The sequence below is a fragment of the Tenacibaculum sp. MAR_2010_89 genome, from assembly GCF_900105985.1.
Classification (GTDB): domain Bacteria; phylum Bacteroidota; class Bacteroidia; order Flavobacteriales; family Flavobacteriaceae; genus Polaribacter; species Polaribacter halocynthiae.
Map to the genome: position 1 here is coordinate 549,801 of NZ_FNUB01000004.1, position 21,958 is coordinate 571,758.

Sequence of the window (21,958 nt, forward strand, 5' to 3'; positions counted from 1 at the left end):
AATGTTTTCTTTGTAGTAATTTCTATAAAACATATCTTTCAATATGACCAATGTAATAATTACTGGTACAGGAGCATACATACCTAGCATTACCAAAAAAAATGTTCAATTTACTGATACTAATTTTTTAAATGTTGATGGTACTCCTATTAAAGATACCAATGAAGTAATTATTGAAAAATTTAAGGCTATTACTGGAATAGAAGAAAGGCGATATGCAAAAAAAGAACTAAACACATCTGACTTAGGTTTTTTAGCTGCTCAAAAAGCAATTGAAGACGCTAAAATTAACCCTGAAGAAATAGACTATATTATTTTCGCTCATAATTTTGGAAATGTTAAACCAAATAGTAGTCAAAGTGACCTTTTACCTAGTTTAGCAACTCGTGTAAAACATTTATTAAAAATAGAAAATCCAAACTGTGTAGCTTATGATATATTATTTGGATGTCCTGGCTGGATACAAGGGGTAATTCAAGCTCAATCTTTTATACAGTCTAAAATAGCAAAAAAAGTTTTAGTTATTGGTGCTGAAACTTTATCAAGAGTAATAGATGAACATGATAGAGATAGTATGATTTATAGTGACGGAGCCGGTGCATGTATTATTGAAGGTTCAGAAAATAACAGCTCTGGTATTTTAAGTCATGCCTCTCAAACTTTCACTAAAGATGAGGCCTATTATTTATTTTTTGATCGTTCTTATAATAAAGATACTAATAGCGATATAAATTATATGAAAATGCATGGGCGTAAAATTTATGAATTTGCGCTTAACAATGTACCTAATGCAATGAAAGCCGCTTTAGACAAAAGTGATATTAAAATAAATCAGCTTAAAAAAGTTTTTATCCACCAAGCTAATGAAAAAATGGATGAAGCAATTATAAAACGTTTTTATAGACTCTATAACAAACCAGTACCTGAAGGAATTATGCCTATGAGTATTCATAAATTAGGTAATAGCTCGGTTGCAACCGTTCCAACCTTATTAAATTTAGTTTTAAAAGGTGAAATAGAAAATCAATATATTGAAAAAGGAGACGTTATTATGCTAGCATCTGTAGGTTCTGGAATGAATATAAATGCTATCGTTTATAAGTACTAAACAAAATTAAAAATAGAGGTAAAAAATACATCACTAAATATCGCAAATCTAAAATCTAAATATTATTTTTGCGGATGCAACAACACAATGTACTTATTTTAGATTTCGGTTCGCAATATACTCAGTTAATTGCCCGCCGTGTAAGAGAATTAAACATTTACTGTGAAATTCATCCCTATAACAAAATACCTCAAAATTTAAACGACTTTAAGGCTGTAATCCTTTCTGGAAGCCCTTCTTCTGTTCGTTCAGATGAAGCACCACATCCAGATTTATCAGAAATTAGAGGTAAAAAACCTTTATTATCGGTTTGTTATGGAGCTCAATACTTAGCTCATTTCTCTGGAGGTTTAGTAGCTCCTTCTAATACTCGAGAATACGGTAGAGCCAACCTTTCGTTTATTAAAGAAGGAGAGGAATTCTTTTCTAATATTTCTGAAGGAAGTCAAGTTTGGATGAGTCATTCAGACACTATTAAAGTATTACCAACAAACGGAATATTATTAGCTAGTACTCATGATGTAGAAAATGCAGCTTATAAAATAGAAGGTGAAACTACATATGCTATTCAATTTCATCCTGAAGTTTACCATTCAACCGATGGAAAACAATTATTACAAAATTTTTTAGTTTCAATTGCTGGCGTAGCACAAACATGGACACCAGCTTCTTTTGTTGATGAAACTGTATCTGGTCTAAAAGAAAAAATTGGTAATGATAAAGTTGTATTAGGTTTATCTGGTGGTGTAGATTCTACAGTAGCTGCTGTATTATTACATAAAGCAATTGGAAGTAACTTACATTGTATATTCGTAAACAATGGATTACTACGTAAAAATGAATTTACCGATGTATTGAAACAATACGAAGGAATGGGGTTAAATGTAAAAGGAGTTGATGCTTCGGCACGTTTTTTGGGTGCTTTAGCTGGATTATCTGACCCTGAAGCAAAAAGAAAAGCTATCGGTAAAGTTTTTATTGATGTTTTTGATGATGAAGCAAATCAAATTGAAAATGCTAAATGGTTAGCACAAGGAACTATTTATCCAGATGTAATAGAATCTGTATCAGTAAATGGTGGTCCTTCTGCAACTATTAAAAGTCATCATAATGTTGGAGGTCTACCTGACTTTATGAAACTTAAAGTAGTAGAGCCTTTACGTATGATTTTTAAAGATGAAGTTCGTCGTGTTGGTGCTTCTATGGGAATAGATAAAGATTTATTAGGTAGACACCCTTTTCCTGGACCTGGTTTAGCTATTCGTATTTTAGGTGATATTACTGCTGAAAAAGTACGTATATTACAAGAAGTTGACGCTGTGTTTATTAACGGTTTAAAAGAACATGGATTGTATGATAAGGTTTGGCAAGCTGGAGCTATATTATTACCTGTTAATTCAGTAGGTGTTATGGGAGATGAGCGTACTTATGAGAAGGTTGTAGCGCTTAGAGCAGTAGAAAGCACAGACGGTATGACTGCTGACTGGGTTAATTTACCTTATGAATTTTTGCAAAAAATATCAAATAAAATAATAAATAATGTAAAAGGTGTTAATAGAGTTGTTTACGATATTAGCTCTAAACCACCTGCAACAATTGAGTGGGAATAACGTTTATTTATAAAAACACTCGAAAAACACACATTAGAATATAGAAGCAGATGAAGAAATTACAATTTTTAATTTTAATCGGTATATTGTCATTTACCATTTCATGCGGGCAACAAAAACGTTATGTATCTTATAAAATCCAAGAGGGAGAAACTATGAGAGATGTAGCCAATCGTTTAGACATGAAGACTAAAGATTTACTTAGATTAAATCCTGATGTTGGTAGAAAACCTAATGCTAATACCATTATTGTTATACCTAATCCTAAAATTAAAACTAATAATTCTTCATCTGATTCAAAAAAAGACTATGCTGTAGTTGAAGACGTTAAACCTGACGAAACTGAAACTACTACAAATAATGAACAAGAAAATCAGAACAGTGAGAACAACGATACAGATGTATTCCAAACTACAGTTGTTAAAAGCTACAAAACACACGAAGTAAAACCTGGAGAAACGATATATAGGTTGACTAAACTTTATAACATTTCTAAAGATGAATTGTGTAAACTTAATCCTGAGTTTCCTGAAATAATAAATAACACTCTTAGCATTGGTCAAATACTTAAAGTAGAAGCTATAGAGGAAACCGTAACAATTAATAAAGAAGAAGTTTTAAAACAATATTTAACTCATACAGTAAAAAGTAAAGAAACTATTTTTAGTTTAACTCGTTTTTACAACATAACAAAAAAACAGTTAATTGAACTAAATCCTGAATATCCGGATATAATAGATAACAATTTATCTATAGGTCAATTATTAAAAATTAAACCTATCAACGAAGTAAAAGAGAACGAAGAGTTTCTTTTTTATCAAGATAGTATACAAGAAAATGCCACTATAAACCTTTCGTTTTTACTTCCTTTTAAAACTAAAGAGTATGATTCTTTAAATAATAAAAAGATTTTTAAAGACAATAGATTAGCAAATATGGTAACAGATTTTTATATGGGAGCTGAAATTGCTATTGACTCTTTAAAACAACAAGGTATTATAATTAACAGTTCAGTCTTTGACACAGGAAATAGAGGTGAAAATATTTCACAAATATTAGAAAATGATGAATTAGATACAGCTGATGTAGTTATAGGTCCTTTTTATTATGATAAAGCAGATAAAGTAGCTCAAAAATTAAGCGTTCCTGTTATTTTCCCTCATTACTCAAGCAATCAAAAAAACATAACATCTTCTAAAATAGTTAAAGTAGCACCAGATAAATTATCTTATGCTAATTATTTGACTTCTTATTTAAAAGACAATTATAATGGAGAAAATATTTTCATTGTTGGTGATGGTAAAAGTAATTCTAATGTAACTATAAGTAGTATTCTTTCTTCGCTAAAAAAGCATGATTCAATAAATGCCATTCACATTTTAAAACCTAAAGATGGTTATATTAAAAGAGAGCGTTTTACAAATAAAATGAACGACCAAAAACATAATTGGGTAATTATTACTTCAGAAGATAAAGTAGCTGTAGCTGATGCTTTAAATAGCATGATTGGGTTACCTGATGAAGTTTCTGTTCAAGTTTTCACTACAAATAAAAATAGCTCTTATAATAACATAGATAATAATAAATTAGCGAACATTAATTTCACTTATGTATCTAACTCATTTTCTGATGAAAACTCAGATGATATAAAACTATTCTACACAAAATTTAGAAGAAAAAATAATGCTTTACCTTCTGAATACGCTATTAAAGGATTTGATATAACATATGATATATTAATTCGATTAGCTTCTGGTAATGACTTAACAAAAACTTTTAAACAGGGAACCTCTTTACGAATTGAAAATAAATTTGACTATAACAAAAAGCTATTTGGTTCAACAAGTAATAAAGGCCTCTTTATTATAAAATACAATAAAGACCTGAGTTTAAGTAGACTTAAATAATAAAAAAGGATGATTTTAAAATCATCCTTTTTTATTTATACATTTCTTTATAATACTTCTGATATTCTCCGCTAGTTACATTATTTATCCAATCTTGATTCTCTAAATACCATTTAACCGTATGTTCTATACCTTCTTCAAATTGTAATGAGGGTTCCCAGCCTAGTTCGTTTTTAAGTTTTGTAGAATCTATAGCATATCTATAATCATGTCCAGCTCTATCAGTAACAAATGTTATCAATTTTTCAGATTCACCTTCTTTTCGACCTAAAAATTTATCCACTGTTTTAATTAACACTTTAATTAAATCAATATTTTTCCATTCGTTAAATCCTCCAATGTTATAAGTATCCCCTTTACTTCCATTATGAAAAATTAGATCTATAGCTCTCGCATGATCATTAACAAATAACCAATCTCTTATATTTTCTCCTTTACCATATACTGGTAAAGGTTTTGACTTACAAATATTATTAATAAACAAAGGGATTAATTTTTCTGGAAATTGAAATGAACCATAATTATTAGAACAATTAGAAACAACTACTGGTAATCCGTAAGTGTCAGAGAACGATCTAACAAAATGATCTGAAGATGCTTTAGATGCTGAATATGGTGAGTGTGGATCATACGCAGTTTTTTCAGTAAAATAACCTTTTTCACATAAACTTCCATAAACTTCATCAGTAGAGATATGATAAAAGAGTTTATTATCAAAATCATAGTTCCATATATTTTTTGCAGCTTCTAATAAACTTAACGTTCCCATTATATTAGTTTTTGCAAATAAAAATGGATCTTTAATCGATCTGTCAACATGAGATTCGGCTGCCAAATGTATAACGCTATCTATATTGTATTCAGAAAAAACAGCACACATCTTATCATAATCACATATATCTGCTTTAACAAAAGAATAATTTGGTTTATTCTCTATATCTCTTAAACTTTCTAAGTTACCAGCGTAGGTTAAATTATCTAAATTAATAATATTGTAATTAGGATATTTATTAACTAATAATCGAACTACATGAGAACCTATAAAACCAGCTCCTCCTGTTACCAAAATATTTTTCATTAAAATAAAATATTTACGCTATTTATTTTTTTAGCAAATTTAATAAATATTGACCATATTCATTTTTCTTTAAAGGCTGTGCTAACTTTTCAACTTGATTTTCATCAATATACTTCATATAATATGCTATTTCCTCTAAGCAGGCCACCTTAAGACCTTGGCGCTTCTCAATAGTTTCTATAAATCTTCCTGCTTCCATTAAAGAATCATGAGTTCCAGTATCTAACCAAGCGAAACCACGTCCCATTAATTCTACCCTCAAAGATTTCTCTTCTAAATATTTCTGATTTACCGAGGTTATTTCTAGCTCGCCTCTTTTTGAAGGTTTAACTTCTTCCGCAATTTTTACCACATTATTTGGGTAAAAATACAATCCAACAACAGCGTAATTAGATTTAGCTTTTTCAGGTTTTTCTTCAATAGAAGTTACATTTCCAACTTTATCAAACTCGGCAACTCCATAACGTTCAGGATCCTTAACATAATATCCAAAAACTGTAGCTTTATTTTTATTTTCTACGTTATTAATAGCACTTTTTAACATCTCAGGTAATCCATGACCATAAAAAATATTATCTCCTAATATTAGACATACATTATCGTTTCCTATAAAATTTTTACCTAAAATAAAGGCTTGAGCTAATCCATCAGGTGATGGTTGTTCCTTATATGTTAATTGAATCCCTAACTCTTCTCCTGTTCCTAATAATTTTTCGAAATTAGGTAAATCTTCAGGTGTAGAAATTATTAAGATTTCTTTTATCCCTGCAAGCATTAATACTGATAATGGATAATATATCATTGGTTTATCATAAACAGGTAATAATTGTTTTGATACTCCTTTTGTTATAGGATATAACCTTGTTCCAGATCCTCCTGCTAGTATTATGCCTTTCATATCTTACAATAATTTTTATAAAAAAGTACAAAAATGATACTTTTCAATTTTGCTAAGTTATAAATTAAATACTATTGAATATCTACTTAAAAGTAAAGAACCCAGAAAATTTTCTGGGTTCTTTACTTTTATTTTTTTATTAATTTATTAATTGCTTTTTCTATTCTTTCCTTATCCATTTCTGTTAAGTTAGATCCTGATGGCAAACATAATCCATCATTAAACAACTTTTCAGCTACATGGCTACCATAATAATCATATTTATTAAAAATTGGCTGTAGATGCATTGGTTTCCATAGTGGACGAGATTCAATATTTTCTTCTAGCAAACTAAGTCTTAGATCTTCTCTAGAAAAACCAACTATATTTTCATCTATAATAATGGAACTCAACCAATGATTCGAAAAATAATCTTTAGATGGTTCTTTAAGTACAGTGATTCCTTCAATGTTTTCAAAAATATCTTGATAAAATTGGTTATTACTTCTTCTAAAACCAACATGTTTATCTAATACTTCCATTTGTCCTCTTCCAATCCCAGCAACTATATTACTCATTCGGTAATTATAACCTACATGCGAGTGTTGATAATGTGGTGCATTATCACGCGCTTGAGTAGAAAGAAAAATAGCTTTCTTCTTATCATTTAAAGTATTACAAACTAACGCCCCTCCTCCCGAAGTCGTTATTATTTTATTTCCATTAAAAGATAAAATTCCAAAATCACCAAAAGTTCCACATTTTTGACCTTTATATGTAGACCCCAATGCTTCAGCGGCATCTTCAATTAGAGATATTTCATATCTTTTTGAAATATTAACTATTTGATCCATCTTCGCAGGCATTCCATATAAATGTACTACAATAATTGCTTTAGGTTTCTTCCCTTTAGCTATTTTATCTTTAATAGCTTCTTCTAATGTAATAGGGCACATATTCCAAGTGTCTTTCTCACTATCTATAAAAATAGGATTGGCACCTTGATATTTTATAGGATTCGCGGAAGCTGAGAATGTCATACTCTGACAAATAACCTCATCATTTAATCCAACTTCAGATAAAATTAGTGCTAAATGAATGGCCGAAGTACCAGAAACTAAGCAGGTCACATGAGATTGTTCTTTTATATATTTTTCTAAATCATCTTCAAAACCATTTACATTAGGACCTAATGGAGCGACCCAATTTGTATCAAACGCTTCTTGAACATATTTTTGTTCTCCTCCACCCATATGTGGTTTAGAAAGCCATATCTTTTCTTTTTTCATTTTACTAGATAAATTAAATATTAATATATAAAACGTCCTTACTTCTTATTCTTCTATTGACATTCTATATAATGGAAAAAAAGACTCATCTTCTTCCTTCAATTCTTTTAATGATTTAGACTCTCTAAATTTATTCAGCTTTAACAATAAACTCTCGTAGGCTTCTTTATTTATAATTTTTCTCCCTGTATAATAATTAACAACATTTTTAGGAAAAAAAGACTTCTTATATTTAAAAATTCCATCCTCGAATCCATATCCTCCTCCTAAAGTGTAAAAAGCTTTACCTTTACCTCTAGACCAATCAATAATTTTTACTTTTAAGAAATCATTTGGTCTTTTATCAAAGTAAGCTTCATTTGTCCCTCCTAAAAAAGAATAAACAGAATCTTGAGATATTAAAATAAGTTCAGAAGAAATAGGTTTTTCTTGAAAATACACAGTACAAATTGCACAAAATTTAGGGTTATTATTTATAAATTCTTTAAACCCTTTTAAGCTATAAAAAAAACTATTCTTTGCATTCGTACGAATCATAGTTTCTTCATAAATTTTATAAAATTCTTCAACGTGATTATCAGAAATAGTATCATAATAAATATTACTATAAACTTCTTCTCTTATAGCTTTATTTATATTTTTTCGAACTTTTCTATCAAATGCTTTCCACTGATCTTCTTCAGTAAGAATTTCTCCTTTAACATTCAACATTGTTTTAACAGTATATCCAGAATAATATAAATGATTATTAGCTAAATTAAATCTTATAAATTCACTTACAACGTTATTGTTGTTGTACCAATTCTCAACATTTTCCCAAAATAATAATATTTCATTTTTTCCAATTTTATTAGAAAAAAATGGACCTGTGTATCCATAAGGAGTTATAAAATCAAAATATGGTGTTACTTGATCTGCAATCGATATTGACCTTATATACCCTGGCATGAAGATAATATCTCCATAATTATTTTCACTATAAAAACATATTAAATTCTTAGTACCTTCTCCAAAAACATTAATATAATCAAGTAAAAAATATGGTTCTGTATTTTTACTTTTCTCTAGTAATTTCTTATAATCTTTCTCTCCTTCTCCCGAATCTATATATATAACATCAAACATTTAATATATTTTTTAATTTTAATGCCATCTTTTTCAATTCCACTTTAGAAACATCCTGATGTATAGGTAAATTCATTATTTTTTTTGAGGCTACACTAGAAGCAAGAGATTTATTTGATTCTAAATCATTAATCATTGTATGATATAAACTTACTACTCCAAAACCAGCTTCATTCATCTCTTCATAAAGATTATCTCTATTATAATTTTTAATTATAATTGGTAATGTTTGGGGGCAAATACCGTCTTCTAACTTTTCATAAACTATCTCTATCCCAGATAGATCTTTTAATAAACTGCACAAATATTTATAATTTGCTCTTCTAATATTAAAAATAGATAAGAGATCATAATTTAATTCTACAAAAGGATTAATTTTAGAAATTTCTTTATTGTTTTTAGGCATATTACTTACCATCATACCTCCTTTTGACAAAGGAAGTAATTTATGTAAAGAGTAAAAAGAAAAATTTCCTTTCCTTCCAGATTTCCCTCCAATTAAATCTGTTAGCCAAGCATGAGCAGCATCTTCAACAAAAAAAACATTGTTATCTGTTAACCAACTCGTTATTTCGTCATATTTCACATCAATAAAACCAAAGTAATGAACTAATAAAACTAAAGGTTCATCGTTTTCATTTATTTTTATCTTTAAATCTTCAAAATTTATTTCTAATTTTACCCCTAGATCATAAAAATCATAGTCTAAACCTGAATTAGATACTGAATCAAAGATACCACTTCCTTCATTAGATGACCATCCTATATATGATGGTAATAGTACTTTTCCTTTAGGGTTAAAAATTTTATATTCTTGTATAATTTTACTCCAGGCTTCCCTGGCTGAATTCGTTAAAATCCATTCTCTTTTATAAAGCTCTTTATTTAATGCTTTTTTTGTGATCATAATTCTATATTTAATCCCATTCTCTCTATTTGATCAATAAATTTCAATTCAGAAAATTGATATTCATTCCCTATATAATATATCTTTCTTATTTCAAGAGCTTTACTAATATAAATTAGATGACTATTTACAGATTCATCATAATTCCCTCTAATAAAAAGATCATTCTCTATAACTCCAATTTTAATATCTTTATCTTGAATACTAATATCTATAAAGTAAAATCCAAATATTTTTTTCATTTCTTTATATTGGGGGAAATTTTTAATATAAATACTATTTTTATTTTCGCTACTTCTATTTAGTTCTAATTCATAAAATATTTTAAAATTTAATTTCTTAAACCCATACTTACTATACCAATCAACTGCCAATAAGTTAGTTGAATAGACATCCAATTCTATAGATTGAAATCTTTTTTTCTGAAAATATTTCTTAGAATATTCAAATATTCTACTTCCTATCCTTTGATTTTTGTATTCATTACTTACCGATATTATATTTAAAAAAGCCATATTCTGTTTTTTAAACATTTTATATTCTGTATAAGCGACTACTTTATTATTAATATAGAGAACAAAATATTTATATGGAGAAAATTCATTTTCAAGCTCATTTAAAATAAATTTATTTATTCCTTCTCCTCTATATATTGATGGTATTATATAGCTCTTTTTAAAAGAGGTTCTAACAAGATTCACAACAGTATCAACATCCTTAGCTAATAACTCACTTACTTCAAATTCTTCGTTCATCATCAAAATTTTTCATGATAGATTCAGGATCTATAACAATATCTTCTGAAACAATAATTTTTAATACTGTCTTATATAAAATTTTTACATCAAACATAAAACTTAATTTTTTGACATATTCAACATCATAAGCCAATCTTTCATCCCAACTTACAGTATTCCTTCCGTTAATTTGTGCCCAACCTGTTATACCAGGTTTTATAGTATGTCTTATTCTTTCTTTATCTGTGTAAAAAGGTAAATATCTTAACAACAAAGGTCTTGGTCCAATTAAACTCATATCCCCTTTAATAACATTCAATAATTGTGGTAACTCATCTAATGATGTTTTCCGTATTATAGAGCCAACTTTGGTTAATCTTTCTGAATCAGGTAATAACTCTCCATCATTCCCTTTTTTATCGTTCATTGTCTTGAATTTAATTATTCTAAATATTTTTTCATTCATACCTGGTCTCTCTTGAAAAAAGAACGGTTTTCCTTCATTAAATATATACAATAATACTAAAACAATTAAAAATATAGGACTAATTAATAGTAAGCCTAAAAAAGAAAAAAGAAAATCAATTACTCTTTTAAAAAATGATCTATACATTTTCTTATATTATATTTTTTTATATTCATTTAATATCTCATTCCAAACAAACTTGCGTTCATATGATTCGATGATTTTTTTTCTACTTTTTTCCCCCATAGTTTTAGAAAATTGGATATTATCCAAACACCATATCATCTTTTCCTTTAACTTTTCTGTGTTTTTAACAGGTACTATCCATCCATTAACACCGTTCTCTATAATCTCATTACATCCATTTATATCAGAAACAATACAGTTTAGATTCATTGAACAAGCTTGCATAACTACGTTTGGAAAACCTTCTCTATAACTTGGAAAAGTTAACGCATCAGAAATAGCATAATAAGGTCTTACATCATTTTTAAATCCAACCGCCATAATGTTAGGATGTTGTTTTATTTGATCTAAAACATCTTGATTTAATGGATCTAACTCTTCTTCCATATAACCTAATAATAATAATTTTGCTTTATCTTTATTTAAATTATAGAAAGCATTTACTATTTCATTTACACCTTTATCTCCTACTAGTCTACCTACAAAAGTAAATACAAAATCATCCGTCCTTATATTCAACTCTTTACGTAACTTTTCATTATCTTCATTACTATAAAGTGATGGATTGAAATATGACGTATCAATTCCGTTACTACTTCCATTACCTATTACTTTAACTTTTGACTCTGGAGCATACTTATTCTTAATTACTATATCTTTCAGACCATTTGAATTAGGATATATTTTTGTAGCACATTTATAAGTTATCTTTTCAACAAAGTCAAGAAGTTTTCTTTTATTCCCCTTAGCTACCAATAAAGGCATACCTGCTATAGTATGAAATCTATGAGGTACATTAGCAAATTTCGATGCAATCATTGCCAAAGTTCCCGCCTTAGGAGTATGAGAATGTACTATAAAAGGTTTTTCTTTTTTAAAAACGAAATAAAGTTGTACCAGAGCTGTAAAATCCTTTATAGGTGTAATTGTTCTCGTCATATTAACAGGTATTACTCTAATACCTTCACTCTTCTCTACTTCTTTTAATATTTTACCTTCGGAAGAAACTCCTATAACTTCGAAGTGACTTTTCATAAAATTTAACTGCCCCTTAAGTAGCCCCAAAGATTCAGGTACTGTCGTTATCCTTATTATTTTCTTCAATTTAATTTAGTATTGATTCAAATTCCGATATATAATTTCGAAAATCAAAAAGTTTTTTATTCATTTTTTTTTCTCTCATTTGAAGAAACTCATACTTGTCTTTAAATAAAGTTTTACGCAAACTATCTTCTAAAGTAATAATGCTTGTATTATCTAACCAAAATCCATTTTCTCCTTCTATTAAAAAATCTGATAAGTTACTACTCCTATTAGTTAAAACTGGTACTCCAGATGTTATAGCTTCAACAAATTTTGTAGGGAATCCAGCCTTATTAGTTAATGTATTTTCTCTAAGAAAAATTGAAAAATCACTGTTCTTCAATTTTTCTATAGCTTCTTCATGAGACACTCTTCCATAAAAAACAATTGAATCATCTTTTAATTCTCCATTAAAATTTTTATAAAAATCAATAAACGTTTTTTTATCAACTCCAATTATATTTAATTTTATACTTATTTCTTTACTAAACTCTATAAACAACTTAACAATTTGATCCAATCTATCTTTTTGTCCTTTTGTTTCTAATGAAAAAGGAGAGCCTGCATATACAACTTGAATTATATTATCTTTACTTTTATTAAGTTTATGTTTCCATTTTTCATCATTAGAATCTATTAAAGGAGGTATTTTTATTGTTTTTACACCTTTTTCTATATAAAACTCTTCTAAATACTTACTTATTGCTATAACAGAATCTAACTTTGGTTGAATTATTTTCATTCTCATGAAAATATCAAATGACTTAATCACGCTTTTAATAAAAGATTCTCCTTTAGCTACTTCATACCACTCTGTACAATCAGCAATTATTAGTATATCCCTCTTTTTGGCCCATCTTTTTAACCTAAGAAGTGATATTGAAGATAGATTATAACAAACAAAAGCTTTTACATTATCATAAGATTTAATTATGTCTATATAATATTTAAAAGAAATAAAATGTTTAAACCACTCTAAAGAATTAATTGGATATTTTTTAGAATAAACATCTGAATTGAAATATTTTTCTTTAGTACTATCTTTTTTTATTGATTTTGACAACCCTATAAAAACAACTTCATGTCCCAAACTCTTTATTGCCTTCCCATTAGATACAACTCTTTGAGCTGCTGCATTTTTATCAGGCATTTCAAACCCTCCAATGTATATAACCGTTCCTTTTTTACTCATTCTTTAATCTTTACTCCATACTACTCTGTTAATATAATCTGTATAAGAAATAATAATTCTTACCATTTTTTCACTAACATTTGGCATTGAATAATCATACACAGGTCTAAAATTTCTATTTGACTCTCTTTCTTGAACTTCTAATGCAGCTAAACCTTGCATTATGCGTTCAGGCCTTAAACCAACCATCATTACGGATGTTTCTTCCATTGCTTCTGGTCTTTCATGTGCTTCACGAATATTTAATGCATGAAAATTTAATATTGATGATTCTTCTGAAATTGTTCCTGAATCTGATAATACAGCAAACGAATCTTTTTGTAAAGCATTATAATCGTAAAATCCTAATGGTTTTAAAAACTGAATATTTTTATGTGTTCTAATAGCTTCAGCCTTTAACATATTTCTTGTACGCGGATGTGTTGATACAATTACAGGGTAATTATATTTTTCTGCTATTAAATTCAATGATTCTATTAAACCATTAAAATTTTTTGGATTACTAATATTTTCTTCTCGGTGTGAAGAAACGACGAAAAACTTATGTCTCTCTATATTTAGTTTTTTTAATACATCTGAAGCTTGGATATTTGGTAAAAACTTATGTAGCACTTCAAACATAGGACTTCCCGTTTTTATAACTCTATCCGGAGGTAATCCTTCACGTAATAGATATTCCCTAGCAATTGAGCTATAAGTCAAATTTATATCTGAAACATGATCAACAATTTTTCTATTTGTTTCTTCAGGTACACGCTGATCAAAACAACGATTTCCTGCTTCCATATGAAATACAGGAATCTTACGTTTTTTTGCAGGGATCGCACATAAACAAGAATTTGTATCACCTAATACTAAAAATGCATCAGGGTCTTCTTTTTCTAAAATCGGATCAATTTTTATTAAGATATTCCCAACAGTTTCACTTGCATTTTTACCTGCTGCCATTAAAAAATAATCAGGTTTTCGTAAACCTAAATCATCAAAAAATATTTCGTTTAATTCATAATCATAATTTTGTCCAGTATGAACTAAAACATGTTCTATAGCCTCATTCCTATCTAATGCAATTAACGTGCAAGACAATCTAATAATTTCTGGTCGTGTTCCTACAACTGTTATTACTTTAAGTTTTTTCATTGTATTGTTATATTATACTTTTGCAAAATATGTATCTGCATCATCTGAATTGTATGGTTCATTGATCCAAAATAAAGTTATTAATTCTGTGTCTCCAATATTTTTAATGTTGTGTGTATACCAAATTGGCATATCAACATAAGCTGGCTCTGCTCCCTCTAAAATGTATTCAAAAACTTCGTCAGAATCAATTTTTCGAAGTTTAATAGATGCCCTTCCACTAATAACTGCAAAACGCTCTACTTTTCGAGTATGGTAGTGATTTCCTCTTGTTATTCCTGGAACTGTTGTTGAATACGACGATTGTCCTGCTGAATCTGCACGCATAATTTCCACAAAAGCCCCCCTGTTATCTGTATGCTTTATATATTTTCTTGGGAAATACTCTTTCGGGATAAAACTCGTAAACGTATTAAATAAATCTAGTTCAAATGAATTTAAATCTACTTTTGGCACTTGTCCATTGTCTACATATTGTATTTTGAAATCTTTTAATAATGCTAAGATTTCTGATACTTTACGTGATGATGTATGTGGAACTACATATGATTGAATATTTTCAGCACCTCGCTTCACAATTTCATTATAGAAAGCTTGGGATAGCTCGTTAATATATATTAAATTTACTTTACTATCATTGATTACTGTTGGTTCTTCACCTTGTACAATTTGATAGGAAAACGTTGCTATGAATGAATTGTAGAATGGTTTTCCAAAAGGTCCAAATACATTTGGAATTATAAGAGAAGCTACACTTGCATCACTTTTAATTGCCCAATTTTCTAGGTATTGTCTTCCGTCACGTTTTGATTTTCCGTATAAATTATCTTTTTCTTCCTGAGTAGAAGAAGAAAAAATGATTTTTGGTTTAGAATTCGTTACTGTACAGGCATTCACTAATTTTTGAACTAAACCAACATTCGTATCATAAATTACTTGTTGATCTTCGTGACGATTCATTGCAGCAGTATGTACAATAACATCACATGATTTTACAAATTTTTGAAGATCCACTTCATTTTCAAAGTAGTTTCTTTCAAAATTAACAAGTTCAATATCTTCTGTTTTTGTACCTAAAAAATTATATACATGACTTCCCATAAAACCACCTTGCCCTGTGATTCCTACTGTTAGTTTTTGTCCCATTTGGCCCAGTTGTTTTGATCAAATCGAATTTGATCGTTTTCTATTTCGTTGAATCCGTAGTTTGACATAATCATAAGTTTTGCATTATTCTCTAATGCTTTGAAACCATTTGCAAAACCATTTGGAATGTATAATATTTCTTGCTTATTCGCAGATAATTCGTATTCGTAAACTTTTAAATTATCTGAAGGGTTTTCCCAATCATCGATTTCTACCAATTTCACAATAAAACTTCCTTTGACACAGTTAAACCAACGACTTTCAATGCTATGTCCTTGCCAAGCTCTGGTAACATTTGTATCAAAATGTGTTGTAAAGTATACACGTTTTATTGGTGACATATTAAATTCGTTGTAGAATTCGAGTTGTCCACGTTTGTCTGTGTAATTTCCTCCAGAAATGATTTTTGGTACTAGTTTACTCATATAGATAGTTACTTTACGTCTTTTCGGATGAAATCTAGTTTAAGCAAAAGTTTTTTCATCCCTTCAACATCTAAACGCTCTGTATTGTGCGAATGATAATCTTCTATGGTACTCATATCTATCTCTCCTTCTGAGAAGTAGTTGGCATAGTTTAAGTCTCTATTATCAGCTGGAATTCGGTAATAATCACCCATATCTTCCGCTTTTATTTTTTCTTCTCGAGTTAACAAAGATTCGTATAGTTTTTCTCCGTGACGCGTTCCAATCACTTTTATTTGACTGTCACTTTTGTACATATCTAATAATGCTTTTGCTAATACTTCAACAGTTGCTGCTGGCGCTTTTTGCACAAACATATCGCCAGGATTAGCATTTTCAAACGCAAATAACACCAAGTCAACTGCATCCTCTAAGGTCATCATAAAGCGTGTCATACTAGGATCAGTTAACGTTAAGTTTTGTTCTGACTTAATTTGATCAACAAATAAAGGAATTACCGAACCTCTTGACGCCATTACATTTCCATAACGTGTTCCTGAAATCACTGTACTTCCTGCATTTCTTGATTTGGCAACTAATACTTTTTCCATCATTGCTTTGGAGATCCCCATTGCATTAATTGGATATACTGCTTTATCAGTACTCAGAACCACTACATTTTTAACATTATTTCTAATAGCAGCTTCTAAAACATTTTCAGTTCCTAATACATTTGTTTTTACTGCTTCTACAGGAAAAAACTCACATGATGGTACTTGTTTTAATGCTGCAGCATGAAATATGTAGTCAACACCTCTTACAGCTGTCTCTAAAGATTGTGGGTCTCTTACATCACCTATGTAAAACTTTACTTTTGGATGTGATAATCTTCTTCTTTGATCTTCTTGTTTTTTCTCATCTCTTGAGAATACACGAATCTCACTAAAATGATCTGTATCTAAAAATCTATTAAGTACAGCATTTCCGAAAGACCCAGTACCACCTGTTATTAATAATATTTTATTTTTTAGCATTTTTATTTATTTATAATATTGTATTTGTTCTTTATCTTCCCAAAAAAATTTATACTCATCTATTGATCGCATTGAAAAAAGAGTCAGTGACACAAAACTAATTATAGTGAAAAAATATATAATTTTTTGTGTTTTAACTGATTTCATACTAGTAGCATCTAATAAAAAAGGAATCCAAACAACCATAATTATAGAAAAATATTGGGCAACTCGTCCTGCACTAGGGTTTACCCATTGAAGTGGAAGTAATAATAATGCTATCGCATAAACATTGTATTTTCTATGAACATTATTATCTAAACTACTCATTCTTTTAATTTGTATTACACCCCAAATTGCCAATATTATTTGAAATAAAGTTAAAATAAAAGACCCTCCTGTTTTATATTGTTCCGTATAAGTTCCAAATCGATCTTCTAAACCAGATGAAGACACTAAAACAATGGCTAATATGTTCTTAAAATAAAAAACTATAGGGAAACTAATTAATGCAAATATAAAAATTCTCCTATAATTCTTATACTCCAAAACAAATAACAATGCAATAAATACTATTGCCGATATATGAAATAAGGCTCCTATTAATACAAATAAAATAAACATAAAATACCTTTTCCCTTTTAGATATTCATAACTCCATAATAGAAAAGCAGTTGCCAAAGTTTGTCTAATGCCAGTGATAGAATAAAACCCATAAAAGTACCCCATGTAAATAATAAAAGAAACCATTGCATGATTTATGGTTAATGTATTTTTATAAATAAATCGACCAAAAGCAGTCATGAATATAAAAGCTACAAAGAGTAAATATAGCTGATAGCTTTCGGAAAAAAACTGAAATCCTTTTTGAAAAATAGAATAAAAAGGATCTTTAATTCCAAAATCAATTAATGATGTTAATAGATGATTCCAAGAATCACTTTTAATGTATTCAAATCTAAAATAATATTGATATGTATCTGAACCTACAGCCCAACTTCTTAAACCTGATTGTAATATCAAAATAATAGATATGAATATTATATAACTTTTTCTTCTTTTATTAATATTTCCTGTTTTATTTTGAAATAAAACAGTGCTGAATATTATTATTATTAATATAAAAAGTCTAATCATTCTTACTTTTTTGAATTCACATTGAGGGTTTCAAAATACTTTTTTAAAGCTTTATCTTTTTCTTTTCCTTTTAAGTGCCCTAAATGAAGTGATCTCTTTTTTATTCCCTCAAAATAATCGTCGATTGATTTAATAAATTTTGCAGGTACACCACCAACAACTGAATTATCAGGGACATCTTTTGCAATTACAGAACCAGCTGCTACTATACAATTGTTTCCTATAGTTACACCAGGAAGAATTACACTCCTTACTCCAATATAAACATTATTTCCTATCTCAATAGGGGCAGTAATCTCCAAGTCAGGGACTTTATCCCTAAATAATAAAGTTCCTCCATCGTGAGTTACGAATAAAACTTCTCTAGTTATATGAACATTATTCCCCAATTTTATACACCAAGGTTCGGTACTAAACATTTCTAATGGACTTCCATAAATATAGACTCTCTCTCCCATATTTACTCCAATATATTTGGCATATCCAACATGGTTTATAGTAGCAAAACAATAGTGATAAATTTTTCTAAAAATTTTTAAAACAATTTTCATTTTATCTTTTCTAATATTTTGTCATAATCACTCCAGTTTCCGATATCTTGCCAGCTATTCTCCGCTATAGGAAAAACTCCTACTTTACCAGAAGCCTTTTTTATAATCTCTATTAATTCAGTTATATGAAAAAACTCATTCTCAGGAATATATTTTAATACACTTGGTTCTAAAACGTACACCCCCGTATTAATTTGAAATATTAAATCTGGTTTTTCATCTAACCTTTCTAAAACTCCATCTTTTTTAGTCTCAATCGTCCCATATGGAATTTTATATCGTTTAATTGCAGAAATCATAGTTATTTCATTTCCATTCTCTTTGTGATAATTATAAACTTCTTCTAAATCTTGATCTATCAAAATATCGCAATTAGAAACAAAAAAAGTTGAATTTATTTTATCTTTTATTAGAAACATAGACCCTGCTGTTCCCAAAGGTTTATCTTCTTGGAAATAGTTAATTGAATAATCTGGGTTATTTAAATTTTTAAAGTAGTCCTTAATTGTTTTTGCTTTATAATTTACTGATAAATGAAAATCACTGCATCCAACCTCAACAAAACGATTCATTATATCTTCAATAATCGTTCTCTCGTTAATGGGTAATAAAGGTTTCGGTAATATATTTGTAAGAGGTTTTAATCTAGTTCCTTTACCTCCTGCCATTATTACAACTGGAATATTTAATGAAACTTCTTTTCGTTTTTGCCCAACTCCAAATACATCTTCCCAGAAAATAACATTAACCAGTTTATTCTTTCCATCAATAATAGGCATACATTCAGCCTTCAACCTGATCATTTTTTCTTTTACTTTTTCAAAATCATCCGTATCATAACATATAGTAATCTCTTTTCTCAGAATAGATTCTATTTTACTTTCTAAAGGAATCTTATTAAGAATTGCTCTTTGAATATCTCCAATACTTAAAACACCATAAAAAAGGCCTTCCTTCAGAATGATTAATAATTTACGTTTCAAAGAATCCATTCTTTCAAGAGCTGCTAGTACCGAAACATCCAAATCAATATAGATGGAATCATTTAAATCAATTTGTTTTTTCATTATTTTTATTTAAATTTTCTTTTAATATATCTTGATATATATTCAATATATTTGAATATATCTTTTTATTATCGTATTTACCTGTAATTAAAGTATAAGCATTTTCAACCAACCTATTAGTTCGCTCTGTATCATCTAATACTAATTTAATTTTTTCTACAAGTTCAGAAACATTTTTATTTTCCACCAAAGTAACACATTCTTTTTTATCATTCAATTCTGGAATACCTCCTACAGCATTTGCTATAACCGGAATTTTCATAAACATTGCTTCACGAAGTGAACCAGGCAATCCATCAAAATGAGTTGGTAATACATAAACCTTAGCCTTAATAGCCAATTTAAAAACATCTTGTTGTGTGGGTTGATGACCAGCAAACTCAATATTATTACTTAAATTTAATTTCTCAATTAAAGATTTAATATAGCTTACATACACCTTATTTCCTCCCCCAATTATGATCGCCTTGATTTTTGGTCTTGATTTTTTTAAGATTTTTAAAGCTTCCAGTAAATCTTCAACTCCTTTATCCTTCGAAATTTTTGCATAATAAACAATATCAAATTCTTTATTAGGGCAATCAATAGAAGAAACATTTGGTGTTGTTGTTGGATAATGATCTCCATATACTTTTGCAGTAGTTGTAAATTCATTAAGTCTTTTTATACCTTCTTCGTTCGCGCTTGTAAAATAATTCGCTTTTGTATTAATTATTCTTTCAAACCGAATCCTATTCCAACGAATATATCTACTTATAAAGTTTTTGGGAACAGAAGACAAACTAACAAAACCTTGTAATGTAACTAAAACAGGGTATTTACTCATTAGAGGAATTACACTTGCCGAATAAAGAGGATTTTCTGAACCGTGTAAATGAATGATATCTGGCTTTAAGTCCTTAACAATTTTTAAAACCGAATTTGTAGCAATTCTATAATTAAAAGTGAAATTGTATGCTTTCGCAGGCAGCATTGACGATCTATACTTATATAATTTCACCTGTATTTTCCCTAATTTAAAAGATTCATTTTTATTACCATAATAATTAGGTGAAATAATAACTAATTCAATGTCTTCTTTTTCCCTAAACAATTTAATTAATTCTGAAATCCAAGGAGAAACAAAAACATTATCCTTTCCGCCAACGATTTTTTTTATCTCATCATTCCCAAAACTACAAATCCAAACTATCTTGCTTTTATTCATATTCAGAATACAATTTTAAATAATACAATAATTGTTTATATTAGACCTCCGTTAATATCAATAGAAGAACCATTGGTATAATTACATTCTCTAAGGTATTCTACAGTTCTAAAGATATCAGTAGAATCACATAATTTCTTTGCTGGGATTTGTTGAATTAATGTGTTTAAAAAAGCTTCAGGTACTTGCTCTATCATTCCTAACTCACTATAGCCAAGGTTAATATTATTGATAGTAATATTTTTAGAAGCGTTCTCTTGAGCTAAGGATTTAGCCATACCCCATAATGCTGATTTTGATGCTGAATAAGCACTAGTACCAGCAGTTCCTTTTGATGCAACAACAGATGAAAAATTAATGATTCTTCCAAAATTTTGTTCCCTCATAATTGGTAATACTACTCTAATAGTATTAAAGCTACCTATTAAATTAACTTCAATAACTTTCTTCCATTTTTCAGGATCACTTTTATGCGCAAAAGAGTTATAACTAATTCCTGCACAATTAATCAATGTAATGTTATTAAGTGACGTTTTATTCGTTTCAATCCAATTAAACACTTGATCAAAGTTTGTTACGTCAACTTTTGATAATTCAACAACATTTGAAGAACTTGAATTATACGTTCCTATTACTTGAGAATCTATTGATTTGTACTTTTCAAAAAGAAATTTACCAATACCACCAGAAGCACCAATTATTAATATCATATTATTACTATTCTTTAT

Annotated in this window: 21 protein-coding genes; 3 read left to right on the forward strand and 18 right to left on the reverse strand. The window is 28.7% G+C overall.

Translation table 11 applies throughout. The annotated features are described in order from the left end of the window. The first annotated feature begins 43 nt into the window (after positions 1–43). The 3 genes from BLV71_RS03345 to BLV71_RS03355 all read left to right on the forward strand — a co-directional run bounded on the left by BLV71_RS03345 (position 44) and on the right by BLV71_RS03355 (position 4,625). Positions 44–1,108: a 3-oxoacyl-ACP synthase III family protein gene (locus BLV71_RS03345; protein ID WP_093869163.1), complete on the forward strand. Its 1,065-nt coding sequence runs from the start codon at positions 44–46 to the stop codon at positions 1,106–1,108. Between the two features lie 74 nt (positions 1,109–1,182). After that, complete coding sequence (gene guaA, locus BLV71_RS03350) at positions 1,183–2,718, forward strand: glutamine-hydrolyzing GMP synthase (protein ID WP_093869164.1); 1,536 nt, start codon at positions 1,183–1,185, stop codon at positions 2,716–2,718. Positions 2,719–2,768: 50 nt separating this feature from the next. After that, the gene (locus tag BLV71_RS03355) at positions 2,769–4,625 is read left to right on the forward strand and encodes a PBP1 and LysM peptidoglycan-binding domain-containing protein (RefSeq protein ID WP_093869165.1); all 1,857 of its coding nucleotides are present in this window, start codon (positions 2,769–2,771) and stop codon (positions 4,623–4,625) included. 31 nt (positions 4,626–4,656) lie between these two features. Here BLV71_RS03355 and rfbB read toward each other — a convergent pair whose 3' ends face one another. The 18 genes from rfbB to BLV71_RS03445 all read right to left on the reverse strand — a co-directional run bounded on the left by rfbB (position 4,657) and on the right by BLV71_RS03445 (position 21,940). Further along, positions 4,657–5,703 (reverse strand): dTDP-glucose 4,6-dehydratase, encoded by a 1,047-nt coding sequence (gene rfbB, locus BLV71_RS03360; protein WP_093869166.1) that lies wholly within the window; start codon positions 5,701–5,703, stop codon positions 4,657–4,659. A gap of 22 nt (positions 5,704–5,725) precedes the next feature. Further along, positions 5,726–6,601 carry a glucose-1-phosphate thymidylyltransferase RfbA gene (gene rfbA, locus BLV71_RS03365; RefSeq protein ID WP_093869167.1) on the reverse strand — a complete coding sequence of 292 codons (876 nt, stop codon included), beginning with the start codon at positions 6,599–6,601 and terminating at the stop codon, positions 5,726–5,728. 128 nt (positions 6,602–6,729) lie between these two features. After that, a complete protein-coding gene (locus BLV71_RS03370; RefSeq protein WP_093869168.1) occupies positions 6,730–7,869 on the reverse strand; it encodes a DegT/DnrJ/EryC1/StrS family aminotransferase in 1,140 nt (379 codons plus the stop codon). Between the two features lie 45 nt (positions 7,870–7,914). After that, positions 7,915–8,994, reverse strand: coding sequence for a GNAT family N-acetyltransferase (locus BLV71_RS03375; RefSeq protein ID WP_093869169.1), 1,080 nt, complete (start codon positions 8,992–8,994; stop codon positions 7,915–7,917). Beyond that, on the reverse strand, positions 8,987–9,901 hold the full coding sequence (locus BLV71_RS03380; protein WP_093869170.1) for a DegT/DnrJ/EryC1/StrS family aminotransferase: 915 nt from the start codon (positions 9,899–9,901) through the stop codon (positions 8,987–8,989). Before BLV71_RS03380 ends, BLV71_RS03375 begins: the two co-directional genes overlap by 8 nt. After that, positions 9,898–10,656, reverse strand: a complete 759-nt coding sequence (locus BLV71_RS03385; protein WP_176974341.1) for a GNAT family N-acetyltransferase — start codon at positions 10,654–10,656, stop codon at positions 9,898–9,900. Before BLV71_RS03385 ends, BLV71_RS03380 begins: the two co-directional genes overlap by 4 nt. After that, positions 10,640–11,251, reverse strand: a complete 612-nt coding sequence (locus tag BLV71_RS03390) for a sugar transferase (protein WP_093869172.1) — start codon at positions 11,249–11,251, stop codon at positions 10,640–10,642. The genes BLV71_RS03385 and BLV71_RS03390 overlap by 17 nt, the downstream gene beginning before the upstream one ends. A gap of 9 nt (positions 11,252–11,260) precedes the next feature. Beyond that, entirely contained in the window at positions 11,261–12,325 is a 1,065-nt protein-coding gene (locus BLV71_RS03395; RefSeq protein WP_176974342.1) for a glycosyltransferase family 4 protein, read from the reverse strand. Positions 12,326–12,395: 70 nt separating this feature from the next. Then, a complete protein-coding gene (locus tag BLV71_RS03400) occupies positions 12,396–13,565 on the reverse strand; it encodes a glycosyltransferase (RefSeq protein ID WP_093869174.1) in 1,170 nt (389 codons plus the stop codon). 3 nt (positions 13,566–13,568) lie between these two features. Continuing rightward, positions 13,569–14,705: a non-hydrolyzing UDP-N-acetylglucosamine 2-epimerase gene (gene wecB / locus BLV71_RS03405; RefSeq protein ID WP_093869175.1), complete on the reverse strand. Its 1,137-nt coding sequence runs from the start codon at positions 14,703–14,705 to the stop codon at positions 13,569–13,571. Between the two features lie 12 nt (positions 14,706–14,717). Further along, positions 14,718–15,851: a polysaccharide biosynthesis C-terminal domain-containing protein gene (locus BLV71_RS03410; RefSeq protein ID WP_093869176.1), complete on the reverse strand. Its 1,134-nt coding sequence runs from the start codon at positions 15,849–15,851 to the stop codon at positions 14,718–14,720. Beyond that, positions 15,836–16,276 (reverse strand): dTDP-4-dehydrorhamnose 3,5-epimerase family protein, encoded by a 441-nt coding sequence (locus BLV71_RS03415; RefSeq protein ID WP_093869177.1) that lies wholly within the window; start codon positions 16,274–16,276, stop codon positions 15,836–15,838. The genes BLV71_RS03410 and BLV71_RS03415 overlap by 16 nt, the downstream gene beginning before the upstream one ends. Before the next feature lie 8 nt (positions 16,277–16,284). Next, positions 16,285–17,289: a polysaccharide biosynthesis protein gene (locus BLV71_RS03420; RefSeq protein WP_093869178.1), complete on the reverse strand. Its 1,005-nt coding sequence runs from the start codon at positions 17,287–17,289 to the stop codon at positions 16,285–16,287. A gap of 6 nt (positions 17,290–17,295) precedes the next feature. Then, the gene (locus BLV71_RS03425) at positions 17,296–18,405 is read right to left on the reverse strand and encodes an EpsG family protein (protein ID WP_093869179.1); all 1,110 of its coding nucleotides are present in this window, start codon (positions 18,403–18,405) and stop codon (positions 17,296–17,298) included. A 2-nt stretch (positions 18,406–18,407) separates the two neighbouring features. Continuing rightward, on the reverse strand, positions 18,408–18,956 hold the full coding sequence (locus BLV71_RS03430) for an acyltransferase (protein WP_093869180.1): 549 nt from the start codon (positions 18,954–18,956) through the stop codon (positions 18,408–18,410). Beyond that, positions 18,953–20,023, reverse strand: coding sequence for a nucleotidyltransferase family protein (locus BLV71_RS03435; protein ID WP_218131763.1), 1,071 nt, complete (start codon positions 20,021–20,023; stop codon positions 18,953–18,955). Before BLV71_RS03435 ends, BLV71_RS03430 begins: the two co-directional genes overlap by 4 nt. Next, positions 20,007–21,230, reverse strand: a complete 1,224-nt coding sequence (locus BLV71_RS03440; protein WP_093869181.1) for a glycosyltransferase — start codon at positions 21,228–21,230, stop codon at positions 20,007–20,009. The genes BLV71_RS03435 and BLV71_RS03440 overlap by 17 nt, the downstream gene beginning before the upstream one ends. Before the next feature lie 35 nt (positions 21,231–21,265). Beyond that, entirely contained in the window at positions 21,266–21,940 is a 675-nt protein-coding gene (locus tag BLV71_RS03445) for an SDR family NAD(P)-dependent oxidoreductase (protein ID WP_093869182.1), read from the reverse strand. Between the last annotated feature and the right edge of the window lie 18 nt (positions 21,941–21,958).

Bases quoted from the DNA above. Each gene is read 5' to 3' on its own strand.
- BLV71_RS03390 (WP_093869172.1), bottom strand. From the start codon at position 11,251: ATGTATAGATCATTTTTTAAAAGAGTAATTGATTTTCTTTTTTCTTTT.
- BLV71_RS03395 (WP_176974342.1), bottom strand. From the start codon at position 12,325: ATGAAAAGTCACTTCGAAGTTATAGGAGTTTCTTCCGAAGGTAAAATA.
- BLV71_RS03440 (WP_093869181.1), bottom strand. From the start codon at position 21,230: ATGAATAAAAGCAAGATAGTTTGGATTTGTAGTTTTGGGAATGATGAG.
- BLV71_RS03355 (WP_093869165.1), top strand. From the start codon at position 2,769: ATGAAGAAATTACAATTTTTAATTTTAATCGGTATATTGTCATTTACC.
- BLV71_RS03430 (WP_093869180.1), bottom strand. From the start codon at position 18,956: ATGAAAATTGTTTTAAAAATTTTTAGAAAAATTTATCACTATTGTTTT.
- BLV71_RS03435 (WP_218131763.1), bottom strand. From the start codon at position 20,023: ATGAAAAAACAAATTGATTTAAATGATTCCATCTATATTGATTTGGAT.
- BLV71_RS03410 (WP_093869176.1), bottom strand. From the start codon at position 15,851: ATGGGACAAAAACTAACAGTAGGAATCACAGGGCAAGGTGGTTTTATG.
- guaA (WP_093869164.1), top strand. From the start codon at position 1,183: ATGCAACAACACAATGTACTTATTTTAGATTTCGGTTCGCAATATACT.
- wecB (WP_093869175.1), bottom strand. From the start codon at position 14,705: ATGAAAAAACTTAAAGTAATAACAGTTGTAGGAACACGACCAGAAATT.
- BLV71_RS03415 (WP_093869177.1), bottom strand. From the start codon at position 16,276: ATGAGTAAACTAGTACCAAAAATCATTTCTGGAGGAAATTACACAGAC.
- rfbB (WP_093869166.1), bottom strand. From the start codon at position 5,703: ATGAAAAATATTTTGGTAACAGGAGGAGCTGGTTTTATAGGTTCTCAT.
- BLV71_RS03420 (WP_093869178.1), bottom strand. From the start codon at position 17,289: ATGCTAAAAAATAAAATATTATTAATAACAGGTGGTACTGGGTCTTTC.
- BLV71_RS03380 (WP_093869170.1), bottom strand. From the start codon at position 9,901: ATGATCACAAAAAAAGCATTAAATAAAGAGCTTTATAAAAGAGAATGG.
- BLV71_RS03445 (WP_093869182.1), bottom strand. From the start codon at position 21,940: ATGATATTAATAATTGGTGCTTCTGGTGGTATTGGTAAATTTCTTTTT.
- BLV71_RS03370 (WP_093869168.1), bottom strand. From the start codon at position 7,869: ATGAAAAAAGAAAAGATATGGCTTTCTAAACCACATATGGGTGGAGGA.
- BLV71_RS03385 (WP_176974341.1), bottom strand. From the start codon at position 10,656: ATGAACGAAGAATTTGAAGTAAGTGAGTTATTAGCTAAGGATGTTGAT.
- BLV71_RS03375 (WP_093869169.1), bottom strand. From the start codon at position 8,994: ATGTTTGATGTTATATATATAGATTCGGGAGAAGGAGAGAAAGATTAT.
- BLV71_RS03425 (WP_093869179.1), bottom strand. From the start codon at position 18,405: ATGATTAGACTTTTTATATTAATAATAATAATATTCAGCACTGTTTTA.
- BLV71_RS03345 (WP_093869163.1), top strand. From the start codon at position 44: ATGACCAATGTAATAATTACTGGTACAGGAGCATACATACCTAGCATT.
- rfbA (WP_093869167.1), bottom strand. From the start codon at position 6,601: ATGAAAGGCATAATACTAGCAGGAGGATCTGGAACAAGGTTATATCCT.
- BLV71_RS03400 (WP_093869174.1), bottom strand. From the start codon at position 13,565: ATGAGTAAAAAAGGAACGGTTATATACATTGGAGGGTTTGAAATGCCT.